Consider the following 18,198-nt stretch of genomic DNA (forward strand, 5'->3'; position numbering starts at 1 on the left):
AGCGTGGGTCAGTGGTGGAAGGCCAGGAGCTTGGCGATGCCGTTGCGCTGGATCTCGGACGTGCCGGTGAGGACACGGAACATGCGGATCTTGCGGAAGAGGTACTCGATCTCGTTGCCCTGGGTGAGGCCTTCCTTGCCGTGGATCTGCACGGCCTCGTCGAGGATGCGGAAGGCGGACTCGGCGACGAACAGCTTGCACATGAACGCCTCGGAGTGGACCTCGCGGCCCTCGTCGAGGGCGGCGAGCGCGGCGTACGTCATGGAGCGCGCGGCGTACAGCTCGGTCGCCATGTCGGCGACCTTGTGCTGGATGGCCTGGAGCATGAGCAGCGGCTGGCCCGCGACCTGCCGGGTCCGGGTGCGGTCCAGTGTCAGCTTGACGGCACGGCGGGTGGCTCCGAGCACGGTGGGGCAGTGCAGGAGGCGGTTGGTGGTCACGCGGCCGAGCGCGATGCGCATGCCCTTGCCCTCCTCGCCGAGGAGGTTGGCGGCGGGGACGAAGCAGTCGTCCAGGACGATGTCGCTCTCGATGTGCTCGCCGGACATCGGGGTCGCGCCGTCCTCGACACGGCAGCCGGGGCTGTCGAGGTCCACGAGGAAGGCGGAGAACAGCGGCTTGTCGCCCTCCTCCTCTCCGGTACCGGCCATGCGGGCGACCACGATCGCGAAGTCGGCGAAGGGGCCGGCCGAGGAGAACACCTTGTGTCCAGTGAGCCGGTAGCCGTCCCCGTCCGGCACGGCGACGGTGCGCATGGAGCGGACGTCGGAGCCGGCGTCGGTCTCGGTGAGGGAGAAGCAGCAGGCCCGCTCGCCGCGGATCAGCGGCAGCAGGTACGTCTTCAGCTGGTGCTCGGTGGCGTGCTTGAGGACGTCACCCGCACGCAGCGGTCCGCCCATGTCGCCCAGGACGCAGTGGGACAGGACGCGCCCGCTGGCGCCCACTTCCTCCTTCAGGGCGGCGAGCTGGGTGTAGGTGAGGTTCTGGCCGCCGTACTCCTCGGGGAGGTGGATGCCGTAGAAGCCGAGTTCGCGGCTGCGGCGCCAGATCGGTTCGAGGTCGGCGCGGGTGAGGCGGGTGGCGGGTGTGATGCCGCGCTCGCGTTCGTAGTCGGCGAGTTCGCCGTCGAGGTAGTCGCGCAGGCGCTCGACCAGTTCGGCAGTGCGCGGGTCGTCGTAGGTGGGGTGCAGGGAGAAGGTCATCAGGAACTCCGTGGTTCGGTCGGTCAGTTGACGCGGCGGGCGGCGTTCGCCCAGAACGGTTCGCGTACGGCCTTGCGGTCGAGCTTGCCGTTGCGGTTGTGGGGGAGTGTGGTCACGAAGTCGACCGAGCGGGGCTTCTTGAGGCGGTCCAGGCGGTCGGCGCAGAAGGCGATCAGCTCGTCCGCGGTGATCGCGGCCCCGGCGTGCGGGACGACGACCGCCTTGACGGCTTCGCCCCACTGCTCGTCGGGGACGCCGACGACGCACGCTTCCTGGACGGCCGGGTGCTCGTAGAGGGCGGCTTCGACCTCGGTGCAGTAGATGTTGAAGCCGCCCGAGATGATCATGTCCTTCTTGCGGTCGACGAGGAAGATATAGCCGTCCTCCCGCATCCATGCCAGGTCGCCGGTGTGCACCCAGCCGTCGCGGAAGGTCTCGGCCGACAGGTCCGGCTCCTTCCAGTACTCCCGTACGCAGTCGGGGCCGCGCACGATGACCTCGCCGACCTCGCGCGGGCCGAGCTCGCGGCCCGTCTCGTCGACGACGCGTATCTCGGTGTCGTACGTGGCGCGCCCGCACGACTGGAGCAGTTCGGCGTCGTCCTTCACCGCGTGGGCGATCTCCTCACCGCTCAGGCCCGCGACCACGCTGGTGGTCTCGCCGAGGCCGTAGCCCTGGGCGACGACGGGTCCGAAGAACGCGACGGCGTCGCGCAGGCGCTGCGGCGAGATCGGCGCGCCGCCGATCCGCACGCTCGTCAGGGAGGAGAGGTCGTACCGCTCGGCCTCCGGGTGGGCGAGGACCATGTTGACCATGGCGGGGACGAGGAAGGTGGTGGTGATGCGTTCCTTCTCGACCGTCTCCAGGAAGCTCTGCGGGCTCCACGTGGGCAGCACGTACGTCGTGGAGCCGCCGAACACGCCGGCCAGCAGGCCCATGCCGGTGGCGTGGGTGATGGGGCCGCAGGCCAGATAGCGGGTTCCGGGGCGGGGCCGGGACTCGTCGGCCATCAGCAGCTTGCGCATGTTCGCGAGACGGTTGCCGACCGTCTGGACCGCCGCCTTCAGGGCTCCGGTGGAGCCGGAGGTGAAGTTCAAGACGCAGGGCTCCGACTCGTCCACCTCGACCAGGAACGGCGTCTCGTCGCCCTCGGCCAGCAGCGCGTCGTACGCGACCTCGCCGGGGCCCGGTTCCTCCGGAGCGTCCAGCGGGACAGGCAGACAGTCGGTGCCGGCCGCCGCGATGGCGGCCAGGGCGTCCTCGCGGTGGGCCGCGTCGAAGACCAGGGCGCGGACGGGGGCGTAGCGCAGGATGTGCTCGATCTCGCCGCGCCCGAGCCGGGCGTTGATCGGGGCGCGCGTCAGACCGGCCTTGTACAGGGCGAATTCGATCTCGACGAGTTCGCCGCGGTTCCACGCGAGCGATGCCACGGCGTCGCCCGGGCGCAGCCCCCGGGCGGACAGGGCGGAGGCGAGGCGGTCGGTCGCGCGGTCGAGTCCGGAGAAGGTCCATGACCGGTCGCCGCACACGAGGGCGGGGGCCTGGGGCCAGTAGCGGGCGCTGCGCGACAGATAGGTGCCGAGGTTCATCAGGTGACCTGCTTCCGAGCGGAAGAGTGGGAACGGCGGGGCGGCACAGTGGCCAGCACCACGAGATATTGAACTGACTGCTCAATTGCAGACAGCTTGTGCAGTAACGTGTCGGGTGTCAAGAGTCTCTAGACTGGGCGCCCACGCCGAACAGTGATCGAGGAGAGGCCCGATGGCCGAGGACAGACGGACGAGACGGTCACGCCGCGCCCTGGGGGCCGCCCTGGTCGAGCTGGTTCTGGAGCGCGGTTTCACCGCTCTGACCGTCGAGGACATCACCGAGCGGGCGGACGTGGCACGCGCCACCTTCTACGCCCATTTCCGTGACAAGGAGGACCTGTTCGCCCGTGTGACGGCCGACCTCCTGGGCGACCTCGCCGAGCGGCTCGCCCCCGCGGTCGCGGACAGTGCGATCGGTTTCACGGGCAAGCCGGTTCTGGAGATGCTGCGGCACGCGCGCGAGGAACGCGACTTGTATCGGATCGTGCTGCGGGGCGACGGTGACGGCAAACCGCTGCAGATGTTCACGGACGCCTGCGCCAGGGCGACCGCGGAGGAGTTCCGCGCCCGTGCGGAACGCAACGGGGTCGAGCCGCGCATCGACCCCGAGCTGCTCGCCCGGGTGTGGGTGGGCGAGCAGCTCGCCGTACTGCGCTGGTGGGTCGAGCAGGAGTCACCGTCCCTGCCCGCCGAGGAGGTCGTGCGCATGCTCCTCGATCTGGCGCTGCACGGGCGGTACTGGGCCAGCGGCTTCGAGCCGCCGGCCTGAGCCCGACGGGTGGTGAGCGTCGGGCCGCTCACCACCCGCCGGGCCGCTCGCCGCCCGTCGGGTCGATTACCTGACGGGCCGCGCACCACCTGTCGGGCCGCTTGCCACCCGTTGGGCCGCTCGCCACCGCCGGGCCGATCACCTGTCGGGCCGTCCGCCGGTCTCAGCGCAGGGGATCGGCCGGCACGGCCGTAGTCAGTCGCCGAGCGTCGTGCTCCGGCCGGATGGCTACCAGGGCGACGAGCCCGCAGGTCGCCATGACGGCGGCGGACAAGAGGAACGACTGGGTGTATCCGGCGCTCTGCGCAGAGGCGGAGTCCAGCAGATGCCCGGTCAGATACGGGGCGATCAGCCCGGGCAAGGTGCCCGTCGCGGCGACGATGCCGAATACGGCCCCCCGCTGGAGTGGAGGCACGACCGCGGAAGCCGTCATGTAGTGCAGGGGGAAGGCGATGGCGTGGCCTCCGAACGCCAGGCCGAGCAGGGCGAGCTGCGTCCCGCCGTCCGTGAACGGGAAGGCGGCCATGGCCAGCGCCGCGACCGTGACGGCGATGCCCTGCGGAGCGCCGCTCGACCACCGGCGTGAGAGTCCGCGACGGTGCATGAGATCGAGGAGCGGGGGCACCGACAGCAGCAGGACGAGGCTGAACGCGGAGACGACGCTGATCAGCGTGGCCGCTGCGCCGGGCGTCATGCCGAGCTGTGTGCGCAGGTAGACGGGCAGCCAGGCGTGGCTCAGGGCCATCGCCCAGGAGGCGCCGAACGCCGCCGCGATGCTCCCGAGCACCGTGCCGTTCAGCAGCAGTCGCCGGTACGGGAGTGGGTTCCCCGGACCCTGCGCCCGCGTCCCCGGCGTGCGCTCCTGGGTGTACGGGCCGTCGTGTCCCACCCTCCACCAGGCCAGACTCCACACCACGCTCGTCGCCGCGAGTGCCGCGAACGCGGAGCGCCAGCCGAATCCGGTGATCAGCCACGTCAGGACCGGTGCCGCGATCAGCATGCCCAGCGCGGCGCCGCTGATCTGCAGAGCGGAGGGCAGGCCGCGCCGGTCGGCCGGGAACCACTTGTACAGGGCGTGCATCGACATGGAGGCCGCGGGTCCCTCCGCCGCCCCGAGCAGTACCCGCCCCGCCACCAGCGCCGGCATCGACGCCACGAACAGCACCGGCAGCTGAGCCACCGCCCACAGCGCGGCCATGGTGAAGAGCAGGACCCGGCTGGACACCTTCGCGGAGACGAAGCCGACGATCAGCCCGGACAGGCTGAACAGCAGCGCGAACGAACTGGAGATCAACCCGTACGCGCTGTTGCTGATGCCCAGCTCGTCCATGATCGGCACGGCCGCGAGTCCCAGGACGGCCTTGTCCGCGTAGTTGACGAGCATGAACGTCACGATCATCGCCGTGATCAGCCAGGCCCGCCGCCGGTCGAACACGGGAAGCGGTGGCGATGCGGAGATCTCGCGGGGCGGTGCGGGTGAAGACGGTTCGACCATGGGGCACTCCTGCGGCTCGGAGGGGATGGGCGCGAGGGCGGTGCGAACGGCCGGGCCGGTGGGGCGGTCGACGGTTGACGCGGGCACGCGCACGGCAGGCGTACGGCGATCGGCATCAACACCTGTCGCCTGCTGCTGAACAGGTTGTACGTTAACGGCGTACTTGTTCAAGACCTCTACGGTGACGGAGTGCTTTCCATGACCGACCTGACCCGACTGGGTGATCTCTTGTGGACCCGTGGCTACACGGACCCCGCGTGGATCCGCCGCTTCACGTCCGCGGGCCGCGAGCTCACACCCAGCCGCCGCGTGTGGCGCGGCCCGGAGCCCGCCCAGGTCCTGCACGACCGCCCCGCCGACCTCGACGCGCTCGACATCGAGCTCGGCGGCACCACGATCAAACTGGACGACCTGTTCGCCGCGGCCCGGACGGACGCGTTCCTCGTGATGCACCGCGGCGCCCTCGTCCACGAGACGTACCGGTACGGCACCGAGGCGCACACCCCGCACTTCAACGCCTCGGCGGCCAAGTCGTACATCGGCCTGATGGCGGCGACCCTGGCGCACCAAGGCCTCCTGGACCGGTCGGCCACGGCGGCCGCCCACGTCCCCGAGCTCACCGGTACGGCCTTCGGCGACGCCACGATCGAGGACCTGCTGCACATGGGCACCCGGGTCAGCTACGCGGGCCGGCCCTTCGACAAGGCGATCGAGGCACAGCGGTACTTCGCCGTCATCGCCCCGCAGCTGCGGCCGTTCGGCTACAACGGCCCCACGACCATCCGCGAACACCTCCTGACCGCCCGCGCGACCGGCCGGCCGGGCACCGAGTTCCACTACGAGAACGGCAACGTCGAGACGCTGGCCGAAGTCCTGCGCCGGGTCACGGGCCTGACCACCTCCGCGCTGCTCAGCGAGATGATCTGGTCGAAGATCGGTGCCGAGGAGGACGCCTACTACATCCTCGACGGCGATGGGGTCGAGGCGGCGTGCGGCGGCTTCAGCGCCACGGCACGCGACGTCGCCCGGCCCGGCGAGATGCTCCGCCGCGGCGGGGCGGTCGGCGGTCGGCAGGTCGTGCCCGAGGAGGTGGCGACGACGATCACCAGCGGCGTCCCCGACGGCTATCCGAGCCGCGTCCGCTTCCCCGCCGCACCCCCCGACTCGCCGGCCACGCTCTCGTACCACGACCTGTGGTGGATTCCGAACGACCCGTACGGCTCCTACCTGGCCAGCGGCATCCACGGCCAGCGGCTCTTCGTCTCACCCGGTCTCGACCTCGTCGCCGTCCACTTCGGCTCGCAGGTCATCTCCCCGGACGTGCCGGTCGCCCCGCTCGTCCAGGCGTTCCTGCGGATCGGGACCCACCTCGAATCGACTCGGTGAACTTCCTGTGAATCAGGCCGCGGTGACAGCGGTCTCACCGGGGGATCCGATGCTTCGACCCCCCTGTGGCGCTCGGATCTCTCAGGAAGTTCCCAGGATCTCTCCGGAGTCGATCAGGGAGGGCTCCCGCCCCGCCGCCGAACGACTTCTCGATGCCCGGCACGGAGGCGCAGCAGGCGTACGACCTCCTGGAGAAGAACGTCCCGGAGCTCAACGCCGACGGCGCGACGGCCCGCGTGGTGTTCCGGGCGGAGGACGGCAAGATCACCGACCCCGAGGCGAAGCAGGCCATCCAGGAGACTGTCCGGGAACTCGGAAACGATCCGCAGGTCGCGCGGGTCACCGACCCGTACGCGACCCGGTCGGTGAGCGCCGACAGCTCCACCGCCTATGCGCAGGTCTCCTACGAGGTGTCCGCCCCGGAGCTGGAGGAGCGCTCGCGCACCGCGCTCCAGGACACCGTCGAGAACGCGGGCTCGACGGAGCTGGTTGAGGTCGGCGGCAACGCCGTCAACGCGGTCGCCGGCGGCCATTCCTCCGAGGCCCTGGGCCTGGCGGTGGCCGCCGTGGTGCTCGTCATCACCTTCGGCTCACTGCTCGCGGCCCGGCTTCCGCTGCTCACCGGCATCCTCGGTGTCGGCATCGGCGGACTGGCCATCAAGGTGCTCGCGGAACCGCTCGGCCTCGGCTCGACCACCAGCGGTCTCGCCACCATGCTCGGCCTCGCCGTCGGCATCGACTACGCCCTGTTCGTGGTCTCGCTACCGCGCCGAACTCGCCCGCGGCCGCAGCCGCGAGGCAGCGGCCGGGCACGCGGTGGGCACGGCGGGATCGGCGGTCGTGTTCGCGGGCCTGACCGTGGTCATCGCCCTCGCGGGGCTGGCCGTGGTGGGCATTCCGCTGCTCACGCAGATGGGACTCGCCGCGGCCGGAAGGGTCGTCATCGCGGTGCTCATCGCCGTCACGCCGATCCCCGCGCTGCTCGGAATCTGTGGTCGCCGGATCGGTTCGCCCCGCGCGAAGCGGCGCCGCGGCGCGGGGAAAAGTCCGAAGCCGGCCATGGGCGTTCGCTGGGCCCGGTTCGTCGTCCGGCGGCCGGTCGCCGTCCTCCTGGGCGGCATCGCCCTGCTCGGCGTGATCGCCGTGCCGGCGGCGTCGCTGGAGATGGGGCTGCCGGGCGACGAGAGCAATCCCGCCTCGACCACGCAGCGCCGCGCGTACGACCTGGTGACCTGGTCGCCGAGGGCTTCGGCCCCGGCTACAACGGCCCCCTGACCGTGGTCGTCCAGGCCGACGGCGGCAGCGCCCGGAGCGACCGCTGACCCGTATCGAGGAGACCGCGACCGCCATCACCGCCGGCGACTACTCCCACGGCGTTCCCGAACTGGCCGCCCCGCACACCGAGGTGGGGCACCTGACCTCCTGCCTCCACCAGATGCTCGACCGGATCGACACAGCCTTCCAGGCACGCGCGGAGGCCGAGGCCCGCACCCGTCGCTTCTTCGCCGACGCCGGCCACGAACTCCGTACGCCCGTGCCCGCACCACCGGCGGCTCGGGCCTCGGCCTGGCCATCGCCCACGCCCTCGTCACCGCTCACGACGGCCACATCACCCTCACCACCGCCCCCGGCCAGGGCTGCACCTTCCGCATCGGATTCCCGCTGCCGGAGACCTGATGCCGGATCCTTCAGCCCCAGGCCCTGATCGGTGTGGCCGACCTGGCGGCCTGCTCGATCTTCGCGCGGTAAGCCGCACGGCCTGCTTCGTCGATCTGCTGCTCGTGTTCGGCGCGCAACCCGGTGCGGCCGTCGAGGCTTTCGCGCAGGATATCGGCGTGCCCGGCATGCCGGACGGACTCGCCGATGACATGGACCATGACGGCGAACAGGTTCGTGCCGGCGTGAGGCTCCGGCCACCACGGCACGTGGCCGGGGGCGTCGAGGGGAAGCTCGCTGATCGTCGCGTCCGAGTGTTCCCACGTGCGCCGGTAGAACCCGATGATCTGAGCACGTGTCTCGTCCTCGGTCGCCCACAGATCGCTGCCGCCGGAGTCCTGCCACCGGGGCAGCGGTTCCCGGGAAGGGCGGTCGAAGACCTCGCCGAAGTACCTGGCCTCGACGGTGGCCACGTGTTTGACCAGGCCGAGGAGGTTGGTCCCGGTCGCCGTCAGAGGCCGGCGGGCGTCGTATTCGGACAATCCGTCGAGCTTCCAGAGCAGCGCCTCGCGGTCCCGCCGCAGTCTCCCGTGCAGGTTGTCCTTCGCGAATTCATCGATCATGCGGCATGAGCCTGCCACGGGCTGCTCGTGGCCTCAAGATCCCGTACGCGGCCCACAACGACCGGCAGAGGCGAGACCTGGCCGAACAGCTGGCCTGATGGCCAAGTCGAGGCGGTCGGCCGCGGCCGTCGGGCATGATCTGTGGGACGGGACGGCGCGGAGGCGCGCCCTTTCGGAACACCGATCGGGGGGACACGGTATGGAGTGGGGAACACTGGTCGCCACACTGGGCGGCGGTCTGATCGCGATAGCGGGCACGGTGCTGGCCGACCGCTTGCGCACCCGCCAGGAACACCGCCGCGCCCTTCAGGCGCGCCGCCGGGAGGTGTACACGGAGTTCATCGCGGCGGCGGGCGCGGCCCACACCGAACTGCGCCGCCTCGCGCAGAACGGCGGCGGGGCGACCGACCTGGAGGAAGCAAGCCGGCTGGCGCTGACGGACGCCCGCATTTATGAGGTGCGCGAGCGCCTCTTCCTCGACGCGAGCGCCCGGATCGCGGGCACGGGCCAGACCATGTTCGAACGCCTCCGCGCTCTCCGAAGGGCGGTCGCCGCGGGCGCCGGCATCTCGACCCCCGCGTTCCACGACATCTACCACCCCTACCTGGACGCGGTCTGGGCCTACCGCGAGGCGGTCCGCAACGAGTTGGAGGGCCACGCCCTCACCCCGGCCGACTTCGGCTGGTCCGTGTGGGACGGCCGCGAGCGCTGTGCGCACTGCGGGCGGCGCGGGGCGGACACGGCGCCCGCGCAGCGCTGACCCCGCCCCCGGCCACGATCGACGGGACCGTACGGATCGATCTCCTCTCACCTCCGCGACGGCGCCCCGCCCAGGGCTCCGGTACGACGGCGAATGTGCCCGACTCCATCAGTACTGAGACCAGAGAGGTCCAAGGGAGACGGCTGCCGATCCGCACCGACCCGCGAGATTCTCAGTCGAGGCAGAACTCGTTGCCCTCGATGTCCTGCATCACGATGCAGGACTCGTTCTCGCCATCGGCAAGCATCGTCCGCACATGTACCGCGCCGAGCCCGACCAGTCGTGCGCATTCGGCTTCAAGTGTGGCCAGGCGCTCCTCGCCCACGAGTCCGAGACCGGCCCGCACGTCAAGATGCAGCCGGTTCTTGACGACCTTCCCCTCGGGAACGCGCTGGAAGAGCAGGCGCGGGCCCACACCCGAGGGATCGGTGCACGCGAAGTAGATCACCTCATCCTCGGGCGGCAGTGAGCGGTGGTACTCCTCCCACGTGGCGAAGCCCGTCGGGACCGGAGGTACGACGTACCCCAGCACCTCGCACCAGAAGCCGGCGAGACGCGCGGGTTCCGCGCAGTCGAAGGTCACTTGGATCTGCTTGATCGTTGACATCGGCGCACGATAACAAAGTCCCTTCTCATCTCCTCGGGCGGGTGGGACGCGCGTTGTCGGGAGGACGGCCCTGCCATCTGCTGCGGTGTCGTGCGGTCGCAGGGGTGGGGGTGGACCGAGGGCGGTGCCTTCCGAAGGGGGGAACCCGCCTGGGCCTGCGTCGGTCACGGTCTTGAGTGCGCGGGTACCTCCTCGTGGGTGTGGGGTACGGGTCAGACCGCGGCCGTGGCCAGGGCCGGGGCCTTGTCGGCGAGGGCGGCGAGGTAGCGCTCGGCGTCGAGCCCCGCCGCAGCGCCGGTGCCGGCTGCTGTGATGGCCTGGCGGTAGGTGTGGTCGACGACGTCGCCGGCGGCGAAGACGCCGGAGAGGTTCGTACGGGTGGAGGGCGCCTCGACCTTGATGTAGCCCTCGTCGTCCAGATCGATCTGGTCGGTGAAGAGCTCGGTGCGGGGGTCGTGGCCGATGGCGATGAACAGGCCGGTGACCGCCAGGTCTCGCGTGGCGCCGGTGAAGGTGTCACGCAGGACGACTGCGCCGAGCATGCCGTTCTCCGCCTTGATCTCCGCGATCTCGCTGTCGAACGCGAAGGAGATCTTGTCGTCGGCGAACGCGCGGTTCTGCATGGTCTTGGAGGCGCGCAGGGTGGAGCGGCGGTGGACGACGGTCACCGAGCGGGCGAAGCGGGTGAGGAAGGTGGCTTCCTCCATGGCGGTGTCGCCGCCGCCGACCACGACGATGTCGCGGTCACGGAAGAAGAACCCGTCGCACGTCGCGCACCAGGACACGCCCCGGCCGGAGAGCTCGTCCTCGTTCGGCAGGCCGAGCTTGCGGTAGCCGGAGCCGGTCGTGATGATCACGGCCTTCGCCCGGTGGACGGTGCCCTCGGAGTCGGTGACTTCCTTGATCTCGCCGGTCAGGTCGACGGAGACGATGTCGTCGTCGATCATCTCCGCGCCGAACCGCTCGGCCTGGGCCCGCATGTTCTCCATGAGGACCGGCCCGTCGACGCCGTCCGGGAAGCCGGGGAAGTTCTCGACCTCGGTCGTCGTGGTCAGCGAGCCGCCCACGAAGATCGAGCTGCCGAACAGCAGCGGCTTCAGCTGGGCACGGGCGGTGTAGAGGGCGGCGGTGTATCCGGCGGGGCCCGACCCGATGATGATGACGTTCCGGACGTCGGACGTCTCAGAGGCCGCGCTCACGCCTGGTGCTCCGGGGCGATCTCCTCGATCAGGCCCTCGACGAGCTTCTTGATCTCGTCGCGGATCGGGCGAACGGCCTCGACGCCCTGGCCCGCGGGGTCCTCCAGCGTCCAGTCGAGGTAGCGCTTGCCCGGGAAGACGGGGCAGGTGTCGCCGCAGCCCATGGTGATGCACACGTCGGACGCCTTGACCGCGTCGACCGTGAGGATCTTGGGGGTCTCGGCGGTGATGTCGATGCCGACCTCGCGCATCGCCTCGACGGCGGCGGGGTTGACCTGGTCGGCGGGGGCGGAACCGGCGGAGCGGACCTCGACGCGGTCCCCGGCCAGGTGCGACAGCCACGCGGCGGCCATCTGCGAACGGCCGGCGTTGTGGACACAGACGAACAGGACGGAGGGCTTCTCGGACACGGCGGTCTCTCTTGTCTCGCGACGAAGTCAGGCGTGAATGAAATCAGCACCCGGTGGTGTCATCCACCACTGATGTGACAGTATCAGTACATGATGACGTCAGTCGACACTGAACTGATGCGGGTGCTGGGTGATCCTCTGCGCCTGCAGATCGTGACCCTGCTCGCCCGCGAGACGCTCTGCACCACCCACCTCGTCGAGGAGACCGGTGCCAAGCAGACCAACCTCTCCAACCACCTGAGAGTGCTGCGCGAGGCCGGGGTCGTCGAGACCGAGCCGTGCGGACGCTTCACCTACTACAAGCTCCGCCCGAACGTCATCGCCGCACTTGCCGGCCAGTTCGCCGAGCTGGCCGAGTCCGCCCGTACCGCTGCCGAGAACAAGAGGGCCTGTCCGTGACCCCCACCCAAGCGCCCGCCCCGACCGAGGAGCCCTCGGTCGTCGCGAAACTGTCGACGCTTGACCGTTTTCTCGCCGTCTGGATCCTCCTGGCCATGGGCCTCGGACTGGGTCTTGGCCGGCTGATCCCCGGGCTGAACGACGCGCTCGCCAAGGTCGAGATCGGCGGCATCTCGCTCCCGATCGCCGTCGGCCTGCTGATCATGATGTACCCGGTGCTCGCCAAGGTCCGGTACGACAAGCTCGACGCGGTCACCGGCGACCGCAAGCTGATGATCTCCTCGCTGGTCATCAACTGGGTCCTCGGCCCGGCGCTCATGTTCGCCCTCGCCTGGATCTTCCTGCCGGACCTGCCCGAGTACCGCACCGGCCTGATCATCGTCGGCCTCGCGCGCTGCATCGCCATGGTCATCATCTGGAACGACCTGGCCTGCGGCGACCGTGAGGCAGCGGCCGTCCTCGTCGCGCTGAACTCGGTCTTCCAGGTCATCGCCTTCGGTGTCCTGGGGTGGTTCTACCTCGACCTGCTGCCCGGCTGGCTGGGCCTGGGCGAGGGCGAGCACCTCGACATCTCGATGTGGAAGATCGCGTTGAACGTCGTCATCTTCCTGGGCGTCCCACTGGTGGCCGGCTTCCTCACCCGCCGCATCGGCGAGAAGAAGATGGGCCGCGAGTCCTACGAGGCGACGTTCCTGCCGAAGATCGGCCCCTGGGCCCTCTATGGCCTGCTCTTCACGATCGTGATCCTCTTCGCCCTCCAGGGGAAGACGATCACCTCCCAGCCGCTGGACGTCGCGAGGATCGCGCTCCCGCTGCTCGTCTACTTCGCGGTGATGTGGTTCGGCACCTTCCTGCTCGGCAAGGCGATCGGTCTGAACTACGACCGGACCGCCACGCTGGCTTTCACGGCCGCGGGCAACAACTTCGAGCTGGCCATCGCTGTCGCGATCGCCACCTTCGGCGTGACCTCCGGCCAGGCGCTGTCCGGTGTGGTCGGCCCGCTGATCGAGGTCCCTGTGCTGGTCGCGCTGGTGTACGTGTCGCTGGCCTGGCGCAAGAAGTTCACGACCGCCCAGGTGAAGTAGTAGGTCGTCGTACGGCATCATTCGGCTGCCCCGCTGCATGCAGCGGGGCAGCCGCGTTCGGAAGGGGATACCGCAATGAGCAGGCACGTCGACGTGGTCGTCATCGGCGGTGGCCAGGCCGGACTCGCGGCCGGCTACCACCTGCGCCGCCTCGGCCTCGACTTCGTCATCCTCGACGCCCAGGCCGCGCCCGGCGGCGCGTGGCAGCACACCTGGGACTCGCTACACCTCTTCTCGCCGGCCGCGTACTCCTCGCTGCCGGGCCGGATCATGCCGCCGCAGCCCGGAGAGACGTACCCCGACGCCGCCCACGTCGTCGGCTACCTCACCGACTACGAGCAGCGCTACGACCTGCCGGTCGTCCGCCCCGTACGCGTCGAAGCGGTCCACCGTGACGGCGGTCGCCTGCGGGTGGAGAGCGCCGCCGGAACCTGGATCGCCCGTACGGTCATCAGCGCCACCGGCACCTGGTGGCGCCCGTTCCTGCCCGCGGTCCCCGGGCGCTCCGAGTTCAAGGGCGCTCAGCTCCACACGGTGGAGTACCGCCGGCCCGCCGACCTCGCCGGACAGCGCGTGATCGTGGTCGGTGGCGGGAACTCGGGCGCCCAGATCGCCGCCGACCTCGCGTACGACACGAGCCTCACCTGGGTCGCCCAGCGCCCGGCCCGCTTCCTCGCCGACGACATCGACGGCCGCGCCCTCTTCGACCACGCCACCGCCCGCCGGCGCGCCCTCGACGAAGGCCGCACCGACACCGGCGGCGTCGCGTCGCTCGGCGACATCGTCGCCGTCCCACCCGTACGCGAAGCACGTGACGCCGGGCTCCTGAAGGCGCAGCCGATGTTCACCCGGCTCACCCGTACCGGCGTCGAGTGGGCCGACGGCACTCGCGCCGACGCCGACGCGATCATCTGGTGCACCGGCTTCCGCCCCGCCCTCTCCCACCTCGCGCCGCTCGGCCTGCGAGGACCGCGCGGCCACATCCCGACCGCCGGCAGCCAGGCGCTCGGGGAGCCCCGTCTCCACCTCCTCGGCTACGGCGACTGGACCGGCCCGGCCTCCGCCACCCTCATCGGCGTCGGCCGACCTGCCCGCGACGCCGCCCGGGCGATCATGGACCTCCTCGACCCGCGCTGACCCGCTGATCACCGCCGCGTGCCGCCCTGGGTCGCCGTACGCCCCCACCGGGCGGACGGCGGCCCCTTCGTCGGCCCGTGTCAGGACAGCGTGCTGACGACCTCGCGCACCTGCGTCGCGACGGACTCGGGCAGCGGCGCGTAGTGGATGGCGTGCAGCTCCTCCTGGCCTTCCGGGCCGGCGGTGTAGGTGAGGAAGGACTTGAGCGCCGGCAGGCTGTCGGGGGCGTTGCCGGTGTCGCACACGATCTCGTAGGTCACGAGGACGATGGGGTACGCGCCCTCGGCGGAGGTCCTGTAGTCGAACTCGAGGCTCAGGTCCTTGCCCTCGCCCACCACTTCCGCGGTGGCGATGCCCTTCGAGGCCGTCTCCGGCGTCGGGGCGACCGGCTCGGCGGCGCCCGTGGCGATGTGGACCGTCTCGATCTTCCGCTTCACCGCGAACGACAGCTCGAAGTAGCCGATGGAGCCGTCGGTCTGCGTCACCCCGGTGGCGACCGCGTCGGATCCGTTGGCCGAATGGCCGCCTCTGGCCTGCCACTTCTTCTCGGCCGGGTACGGCCAGCGGTCACCGGCCGCGTCCTTGAGGTAGGCGTTGAGGTTCTGGGTGGTGCCGGAGTCGTCCGCGCGGTGCACGGGGACGATGGGCAGCTCGGGAAGCTTGGCGTCCGGGTTGAGCTTCTGGATCGCCGGGTGGTTCCACTTCGTGATCCGTGTGTCGAAGATGCGGGCGAGCGTCGGAGCGTCCAGGACGAGGCCGGTCACGCCGGGGAGGTTGTAGCCGATGGCGACGGGCCCGCCGACCATGGGAAGGTCGATCGCCCGGCCTCCCGGGCACATCTCCCGCGAGATCTTGCGGTCCTCTTCGGCCAGCGCCTGGTCCGTACCCCCGAACGTCGTGGCGCCGCGCTGGAACTGGGCCACCCCGGCACCGGAACCGAGCGGGTTGTAGGCGAGCTGAACGCCTCCGCAGGCACGCTGGTACTGCCGCATCCACCGCTTCATCGCGTTCTGCTGCGCGCTGGAACCGGAGCCGCGCACCTGACCGGTGGCGGGGCAGTCGATGTCGGGGACCGGCTCTTCAGCGGCCGTCTTCGCGGCACCGTCCGAGCCGCTGCTGCCACATGCCGTGAGCACCAGCAAGCCTGCCGCTACGGCGGACAGCGCCTTCCCTCGCCGGGCTCGTCCTGAAAGCCGGAGCTGCACCTTGATCCCCCTGGGGCATACGGATGAACGGGCGAGGACCGTACCGGCGCCCTGTTGCATCGATGCTCACCGATATTCGGGAGAGTGGGGTGGCCCTCAGGCGAACAGCAGGTATCGTCCGGGCGACATCGTGGTGATCATGACGGTCGGCGGGTCCGGCCGCGTCCGGCCAGGTCAGTCGACGTGGGGGCTGCGGCGCTCGACGAGCACGGTGTCGCGCCAGCGGCCGTGGTGGCGCCCGATGCGTTCGCGCGTGCCGATGATCCGGAAGCCGGCCCGCTCGTGGATGGCCAGGCTGGCGATGTTCTCGGGGAAGATGCCGGCCTGGATGGTCCAGATTCCGGCCGCCTCGGTGGAGCCGACCAGGGCCCGCAGAAGTGCGGAGGCGACGCCCCGGCCCCGGGCTGCGGGGTGGACGTAGACCGAGTGCTCGACGACGCCCGCGTACGCGCGGCGGTCGGAGACCTTGGTGGCAGCCACCCAGCCGAGCACCCGGCCGTCGTCGTCGAGGGCGGCGAAGCGGTGCTCGGGCATTCTGGCCGCGTCGAACTGCTCCCAGGTGGGGGCAGTGGTCTCGAAGGTGGCGTTGCCCTCGTCGATGCCGGCCTGGTAGATCGCGACGACCTCATCGGCGTGATCCGTGGTGAGCGGGGTGATGTTCATGGTTGTCCCAGGATCGCGTGTGTACGGCCGCGTCGAAAGGTCCGTCGAGCGTGGGTCTCGACTTCGTACGAGGTGGGGTTTCCGGCCCGTCCCGCGTTGTCAGCGAGGCCCGGGATTGTCCAGCAGGGCGGCCATCGCAGCGATCACGGACGGCTCCACCCGGTAGTAGACCCACGTACCGCGCCGCTCCGAAGCCAGCAGGCCGGCCTCGCGCAGCTTCTTCAGGTGGTGGGAGACGGTGGGCTGCGAGACACCCACGTCGGCGATGTCGCAGACGCACGCCTCTCCGGCCGGGTGCGAGGCGACCTTCGAGAACAGCCGCAGCCGCACCGGGTCGGCGAGGGCCTTGAACATCGCGGCCATCTTCTCCGCGTCCGCCTGTGACAGTTCGGCCGAGGTGATCGGCGGGCAGCACGGGGTCACCTGCCCGGGCTGGACGACCGAAAGCTCCACCAGTGAATTCGACATATGTCTATGTTGACAGCTGTCGATCCAGGTGGCAAGCTCCAGCCGTAGAAGGACATCGATAAGCATCGAAACAGGGGTTACCCATCGTCGGCGCGTACAGACTTCGGTGCTCGCCCTCGGCCCCCACCGAGTCACCCGCTCCGCCCCTACCGCCCTGCCACCACCCCGCGTTGAGGAGAACACCCGTCATGTCTGAGCAGCAGCTTCCCGTCGTCGTCATCGGTGCGGGCCCGGCCGGCCTCGCCGCCGCGGCCCACCTCACCGAACGTGGCATCGAGCCGCTCGTCCTGGAAGCGGGGGCCGTCGCCGGCAGCGCGGTCCGTGAGTGGGGCCACGTGCGGCTGTTCTCCACCTGGTCCGAGCTCGTGGACCCGGCGGCCGAGAAGCTTCTCGCCCCCACCGGCTGGGTGAAGCCGGACGGCGCGACGTACCCGTCCGGCGCCGACTGGGCCGAGCGGTACCTCCAGCCCCTCGCCGATGTGCTCGGCGACACGGTCCGCTACGGCACCACCGTCACCGGAGTCTCCCGCGTCGGCCGCGACCGCATCGTCGACGCCGACCGCGAGGACCAGCCCTTCACCGTCCAGATCGAACTGGCCGACGGCTCGGAGCAGCGGCTCCTCGCCCGAGCGGTCATCGACGCCTCCGGCACCTGGGCCACCCCCAGCCCCATCGGCGGCAACGGCCTCCCCGCCCTCGGCGAGAAGGCGGCCTCCGCCCGCATCTCGTACCGCATCCCGGACCTCAAGAACCCGGTCGTGCGGGCCCGATACGCCGGGAAGCGCACCGCCGTCATCGGCTCCGGCGCCTCCGCCTTCACCGCGCTCGCTTCCCTCGCCGACCTCGCGACGTCCGACGACGGCACCGGCACCCACGCCGTCTGGATCCTGCGGCGCGGCATCTCCGGCTCCACCTTCGGCGGCGGCACCGCCGACCAGCTCCCCGCCCGGGGCGCGCTCGGCCTCGCCGCGAAGGCCGCGGTCGACCAGGGCCACGCCGACGCCGTCACCGGTTTCCGTACCGACGCGATCGAAGGCGACGGCGAGCAGCTCGTCCTCGTCGGTGACGACGGCCGCCGACTCGACCCGGTCGACGAGGTCATCGTCCTCACCGGCCTGCGCCCGGACCTCTCCTTCCTCTCCGAGCTCCGCCTCGGCCTCGACGAGCGCCTCCAGGCGCCGCTCGAACTGGCCCCGCTGATCGACCCGAACCAGCACTCCTGCGGCACGGTGTACCCGCACGGCGTCAACGAGCTCTCCCACCCGGAGAAGGACGTCTACCTCGTCGGCATGAAGTCCTACGGACGCGCTCCGACGTTCCTCGCCATGACCGGCTACGAGCAGGTCCGCTCGATCGCCGCCGCCCTCGCCGGCGACCGGGAAGCCGCCGAGCGCGTCGAACTCACCCTCCCCGAGACGGGCGTCTGCGGCGGCGCCGGCCTCTTCGACGAGCCCGAGGCGACCCCGACCGGCGGCGGCTGCTGCGCGACTCCCACCACCCTCACCATCGGCAGCGGAGCCCCCGCCTCCTCCGGCGGCTGCTGAC

Annotated in this window: 18 protein-coding genes and 1 pseudogene; 9 read left to right on the forward strand and 10 right to left on the reverse strand. The window is 70.6% G+C overall.

Features of this window, described 5'->3' with window-relative positions; translation table 11 throughout:
* Window positions 1-8: 8 nt before the first annotated feature.
* Window positions 9-1,202, reverse strand: coding sequence for an acyl-CoA dehydrogenase family protein (locus tag ACFVYX_RS26520; RefSeq protein WP_389684000.1), 1,194 nt, complete (start codon window positions 1,200-1,202; stop codon window positions 9-11).
* 23 nt (window positions 1,203-1,225) lie between these two features.
* Window positions 1,226-2,791, reverse strand: a complete 1,566-nt coding sequence (locus ACFVYX_RS26525; RefSeq protein ID WP_389684001.1) for a class I adenylate-forming enzyme family protein — start codon at window positions 2,789-2,791, stop codon at window positions 1,226-1,228.
* 172 nt (window positions 2,792-2,963) lie between these two features.
* Between ACFVYX_RS26525 and ACFVYX_RS26530 the strand changes: the two genes are divergently transcribed.
* Window positions 2,964-3,560: a TetR/AcrR family transcriptional regulator gene (locus ACFVYX_RS26530; RefSeq protein WP_389684002.1), complete on the forward strand. Its 597-nt coding sequence runs from the start codon at window positions 2,964-2,966 to the stop codon at window positions 3,558-3,560.
* Between the two features lie 163 nt (window positions 3,561-3,723).
* Here ACFVYX_RS26530 and ACFVYX_RS26535 read toward each other — a convergent pair whose 3' ends face one another.
* Window positions 3,724-5,055 carry an MFS transporter gene (locus ACFVYX_RS26535; protein WP_389684003.1) on the reverse strand — a complete coding sequence of 444 codons (1,332 nt, stop codon included), beginning with the start codon at window positions 5,053-5,055 and terminating at the stop codon, window positions 3,724-3,726.
* Window positions 5,056-5,253: 198 nt separating this feature from the next.
* On the opposite strand from ACFVYX_RS26535, the gene ACFVYX_RS26540 reads away from it, so the two are divergent.
* The 3 genes and pseudogenes from ACFVYX_RS26540 (at window position 5,254) to ACFVYX_RS26550 (ending at window position 8,118) form a co-directional block, all read left to right on the forward strand.
* Window positions 5,254-6,441, forward strand: coding sequence for a serine hydrolase domain-containing protein (locus ACFVYX_RS26540; RefSeq protein ID WP_389684004.1), 1,188 nt, complete (start codon window positions 5,254-5,256; stop codon window positions 6,439-6,441).
* 122 nt (window positions 6,442-6,563) lie between these two features.
* A pseudogene (locus tag ACFVYX_RS26545) lies at window positions 6,564-7,739 on the forward strand (MMPL family transporter); the annotation flags it as partial.
* Window positions 7,740-8,013: 274 nt separating this feature from the next.
* Window positions 8,014-8,118 (forward strand): hypothetical protein, encoded by a 105-nt coding sequence (locus ACFVYX_RS26550; RefSeq protein ID WP_389684065.1) that lies wholly within the window; start codon window positions 8,014-8,016, stop codon window positions 8,116-8,118.
* Window positions 8,119-8,129: 11 nt separating this feature from the next.
* Here the strand turns inward: ACFVYX_RS26550 and ACFVYX_RS26555 are convergent, their stop codons facing one another.
* Complete coding sequence (locus ACFVYX_RS26555; RefSeq protein WP_389684005.1) at window positions 8,130-8,720, reverse strand: DinB family protein; 591 nt, start codon at window positions 8,718-8,720, stop codon at window positions 8,130-8,132.
* A gap of 199 nt (window positions 8,721-8,919) precedes the next feature.
* Here ACFVYX_RS26555 and ACFVYX_RS26560 point away from each other — a divergent pair, with 199 nt between their 5' ends.
* On the forward strand, window positions 8,920-9,480 hold the full coding sequence (locus tag ACFVYX_RS26560) for a CchlQ (protein WP_389684006.1): 561 nt from the start codon (window positions 8,920-8,922) through the stop codon (window positions 9,478-9,480).
* 172 nt (window positions 9,481-9,652) lie between these two features.
* On the opposite strand, the gene ACFVYX_RS26565 is transcribed toward ACFVYX_RS26560, so the two are convergent.
* From ACFVYX_RS26565 to ACFVYX_RS26575, 3 genes are all read right to left on the reverse strand, one after another.
* Window positions 9,653-10,087 (reverse strand): VOC family protein, encoded by a 435-nt coding sequence (locus ACFVYX_RS26565; RefSeq protein ID WP_389684007.1) that lies wholly within the window; start codon window positions 10,085-10,087, stop codon window positions 9,653-9,655.
* Between the two features lie 212 nt (window positions 10,088-10,299).
* A complete protein-coding gene (gene trxB, locus ACFVYX_RS26570) occupies window positions 10,300-11,286 on the reverse strand; it encodes a thioredoxin-disulfide reductase (RefSeq protein WP_389684008.1) in 987 nt (328 codons plus the stop codon).
* On the reverse strand, window positions 11,283-11,696 hold the full coding sequence (locus tag ACFVYX_RS26575; RefSeq protein WP_389684009.1) for an arsenate reductase ArsC: 414 nt from the start codon (window positions 11,694-11,696) through the stop codon (window positions 11,283-11,285). The genes trxB and ACFVYX_RS26575 overlap by 4 nt, the downstream gene beginning before the upstream one ends.
* Window positions 11,697-11,786: 90 nt before the next feature.
* Here ACFVYX_RS26575 and ACFVYX_RS26580 point away from each other — a divergent pair, with 90 nt between their 5' ends.
* From ACFVYX_RS26580 to ACFVYX_RS26590, 3 genes are all read left to right on the forward strand, one after another.
* Window positions 11,787-12,095 carry an ArsR/SmtB family transcription factor gene (locus ACFVYX_RS26580; protein WP_389684010.1) on the forward strand — a complete coding sequence of 103 codons (309 nt, stop codon included), beginning with the start codon at window positions 11,787-11,789 and terminating at the stop codon, window positions 12,093-12,095.
* Window positions 12,092-13,180 (forward strand): ACR3 family arsenite efflux transporter, encoded by a 1,089-nt coding sequence (arsB, locus tag ACFVYX_RS26585; RefSeq protein ID WP_389684011.1) that lies wholly within the window; start codon window positions 12,092-12,094, stop codon window positions 13,178-13,180. Before ACFVYX_RS26580 ends, arsB begins: the two co-directional genes overlap by 4 nt.
* A 75-nt stretch (window positions 13,181-13,255) precedes the next feature.
* Window positions 13,256-14,317, forward strand: a complete 1,062-nt coding sequence (locus ACFVYX_RS26590) for an ArsO family NAD(P)H-dependent flavin-containing monooxygenase (protein WP_389684012.1) — start codon at window positions 13,256-13,258, stop codon at window positions 14,315-14,317.
* 80 nt (window positions 14,318-14,397) lie between these two features.
* Here ACFVYX_RS26590 and pstS read toward each other — a convergent pair whose 3' ends face one another.
* The 3 genes from pstS to ACFVYX_RS26605 form a co-directional block, all read right to left on the reverse strand.
* Complete coding sequence (gene pstS / locus ACFVYX_RS26595) at window positions 14,398-15,453, reverse strand: phosphate ABC transporter substrate-binding protein PstS (protein WP_389684013.1); 1,056 nt, start codon at window positions 15,451-15,453, stop codon at window positions 14,398-14,400.
* 243 nt (window positions 15,454-15,696) lie between these two features.
* On the reverse strand, window positions 15,697-16,185 hold the full coding sequence (locus tag ACFVYX_RS26600) for a GNAT family N-acetyltransferase (protein ID WP_389684014.1): 489 nt from the start codon (window positions 16,183-16,185) through the stop codon (window positions 15,697-15,699).
* Window positions 16,186-16,284: 99 nt separating this feature from the next.
* Entirely contained in the window at window positions 16,285-16,653 is a 369-nt protein-coding gene (locus tag ACFVYX_RS26605) for a metalloregulator ArsR/SmtB family transcription factor (protein ID WP_389684015.1), read from the reverse strand.
* A gap of 188 nt (window positions 16,654-16,841) precedes the next feature.
* Here ACFVYX_RS26605 and ACFVYX_RS26610 point away from each other — a divergent pair, with 188 nt between their 5' ends.
* Window positions 16,842-18,197, forward strand: a complete 1,356-nt coding sequence (locus ACFVYX_RS26610; RefSeq protein ID WP_389684016.1) for an NAD(P)-binding domain-containing protein — start codon at window positions 16,842-16,844, stop codon at window positions 18,195-18,197.
* Window position 18,198 lies beyond the last annotated feature (1 nt).

The organism is Streptomyces sp. NPDC058326, from assembly GCF_042879855.1.
Classification (GTDB): domain Bacteria; phylum Actinomycetota; class Actinomycetes; order Streptomycetales; family Streptomycetaceae; genus Streptomyces.

Excerpts from the sequence above, each read along its gene's own strand:
- ACFVYX_RS26535 (WP_389684003.1), bottom strand. The coding sequence starts at position 5,055 with ATGGTCGAACCGTCTTCACCCGCACCGCCCCGCGAGATCTCCGCATCG.
- ACFVYX_RS26530 (WP_389684002.1), top strand. The coding sequence starts at position 2,964 with ATGGCCGAGGACAGACGGACGAGACGGTCACGCCGCGCCCTGGGGGCC.
- ACFVYX_RS26565 (WP_389684007.1), bottom strand. The coding sequence starts at position 10,087 with ATGTCAACGATCAAGCAGATCCAAGTGACCTTCGACTGCGCGGAACCC.
- ACFVYX_RS26555 (WP_389684005.1), bottom strand. The coding sequence starts at position 8,720 with ATGATCGATGAATTCGCGAAGGACAACCTGCACGGGAGACTGCGGCGG.
- ACFVYX_RS26605 (WP_389684015.1), bottom strand. The coding sequence starts at position 16,653 with ATGTCGAATTCACTGGTGGAGCTTTCGGTCGTCCAGCCCGGGCAGGTG.
- ACFVYX_RS26540 (WP_389684004.1), top strand. The coding sequence starts at position 5,254 with ATGACCGACCTGACCCGACTGGGTGATCTCTTGTGGACCCGTGGCTAC.
- ACFVYX_RS26600 (WP_389684014.1), bottom strand. The coding sequence starts at position 16,185 with ATGAACATCACCCCGCTCACCACGGATCACGCCGATGAGGTCGTCGCG.
- ACFVYX_RS26525 (WP_389684001.1), bottom strand. The coding sequence starts at position 2,791 with ATGAACCTCGGCACCTATCTGTCGCGCAGCGCCCGCTACTGGCCCCAG.
- ACFVYX_RS26610 (WP_389684016.1), top strand. The coding sequence starts at position 16,842 with ATGTCTGAGCAGCAGCTTCCCGTCGTCGTCATCGGTGCGGGCCCGGCC.
- ACFVYX_RS26560 (WP_389684006.1), top strand. The coding sequence starts at position 8,920 with ATGGAGTGGGGAACACTGGTCGCCACACTGGGCGGCGGTCTGATCGCG.
- ACFVYX_RS26590 (WP_389684012.1), top strand. The coding sequence starts at position 13,256 with ATGAGCAGGCACGTCGACGTGGTCGTCATCGGCGGTGGCCAGGCCGGA.
- ACFVYX_RS26520 (WP_389684000.1), bottom strand. The coding sequence starts at position 1,202 with ATGACCTTCTCCCTGCACCCCACCTACGACGACCCGCGCACTGCCGAA.
- ACFVYX_RS26580 (WP_389684010.1), top strand. The coding sequence starts at position 11,787 with ATGATGACGTCAGTCGACACTGAACTGATGCGGGTGCTGGGTGATCCT.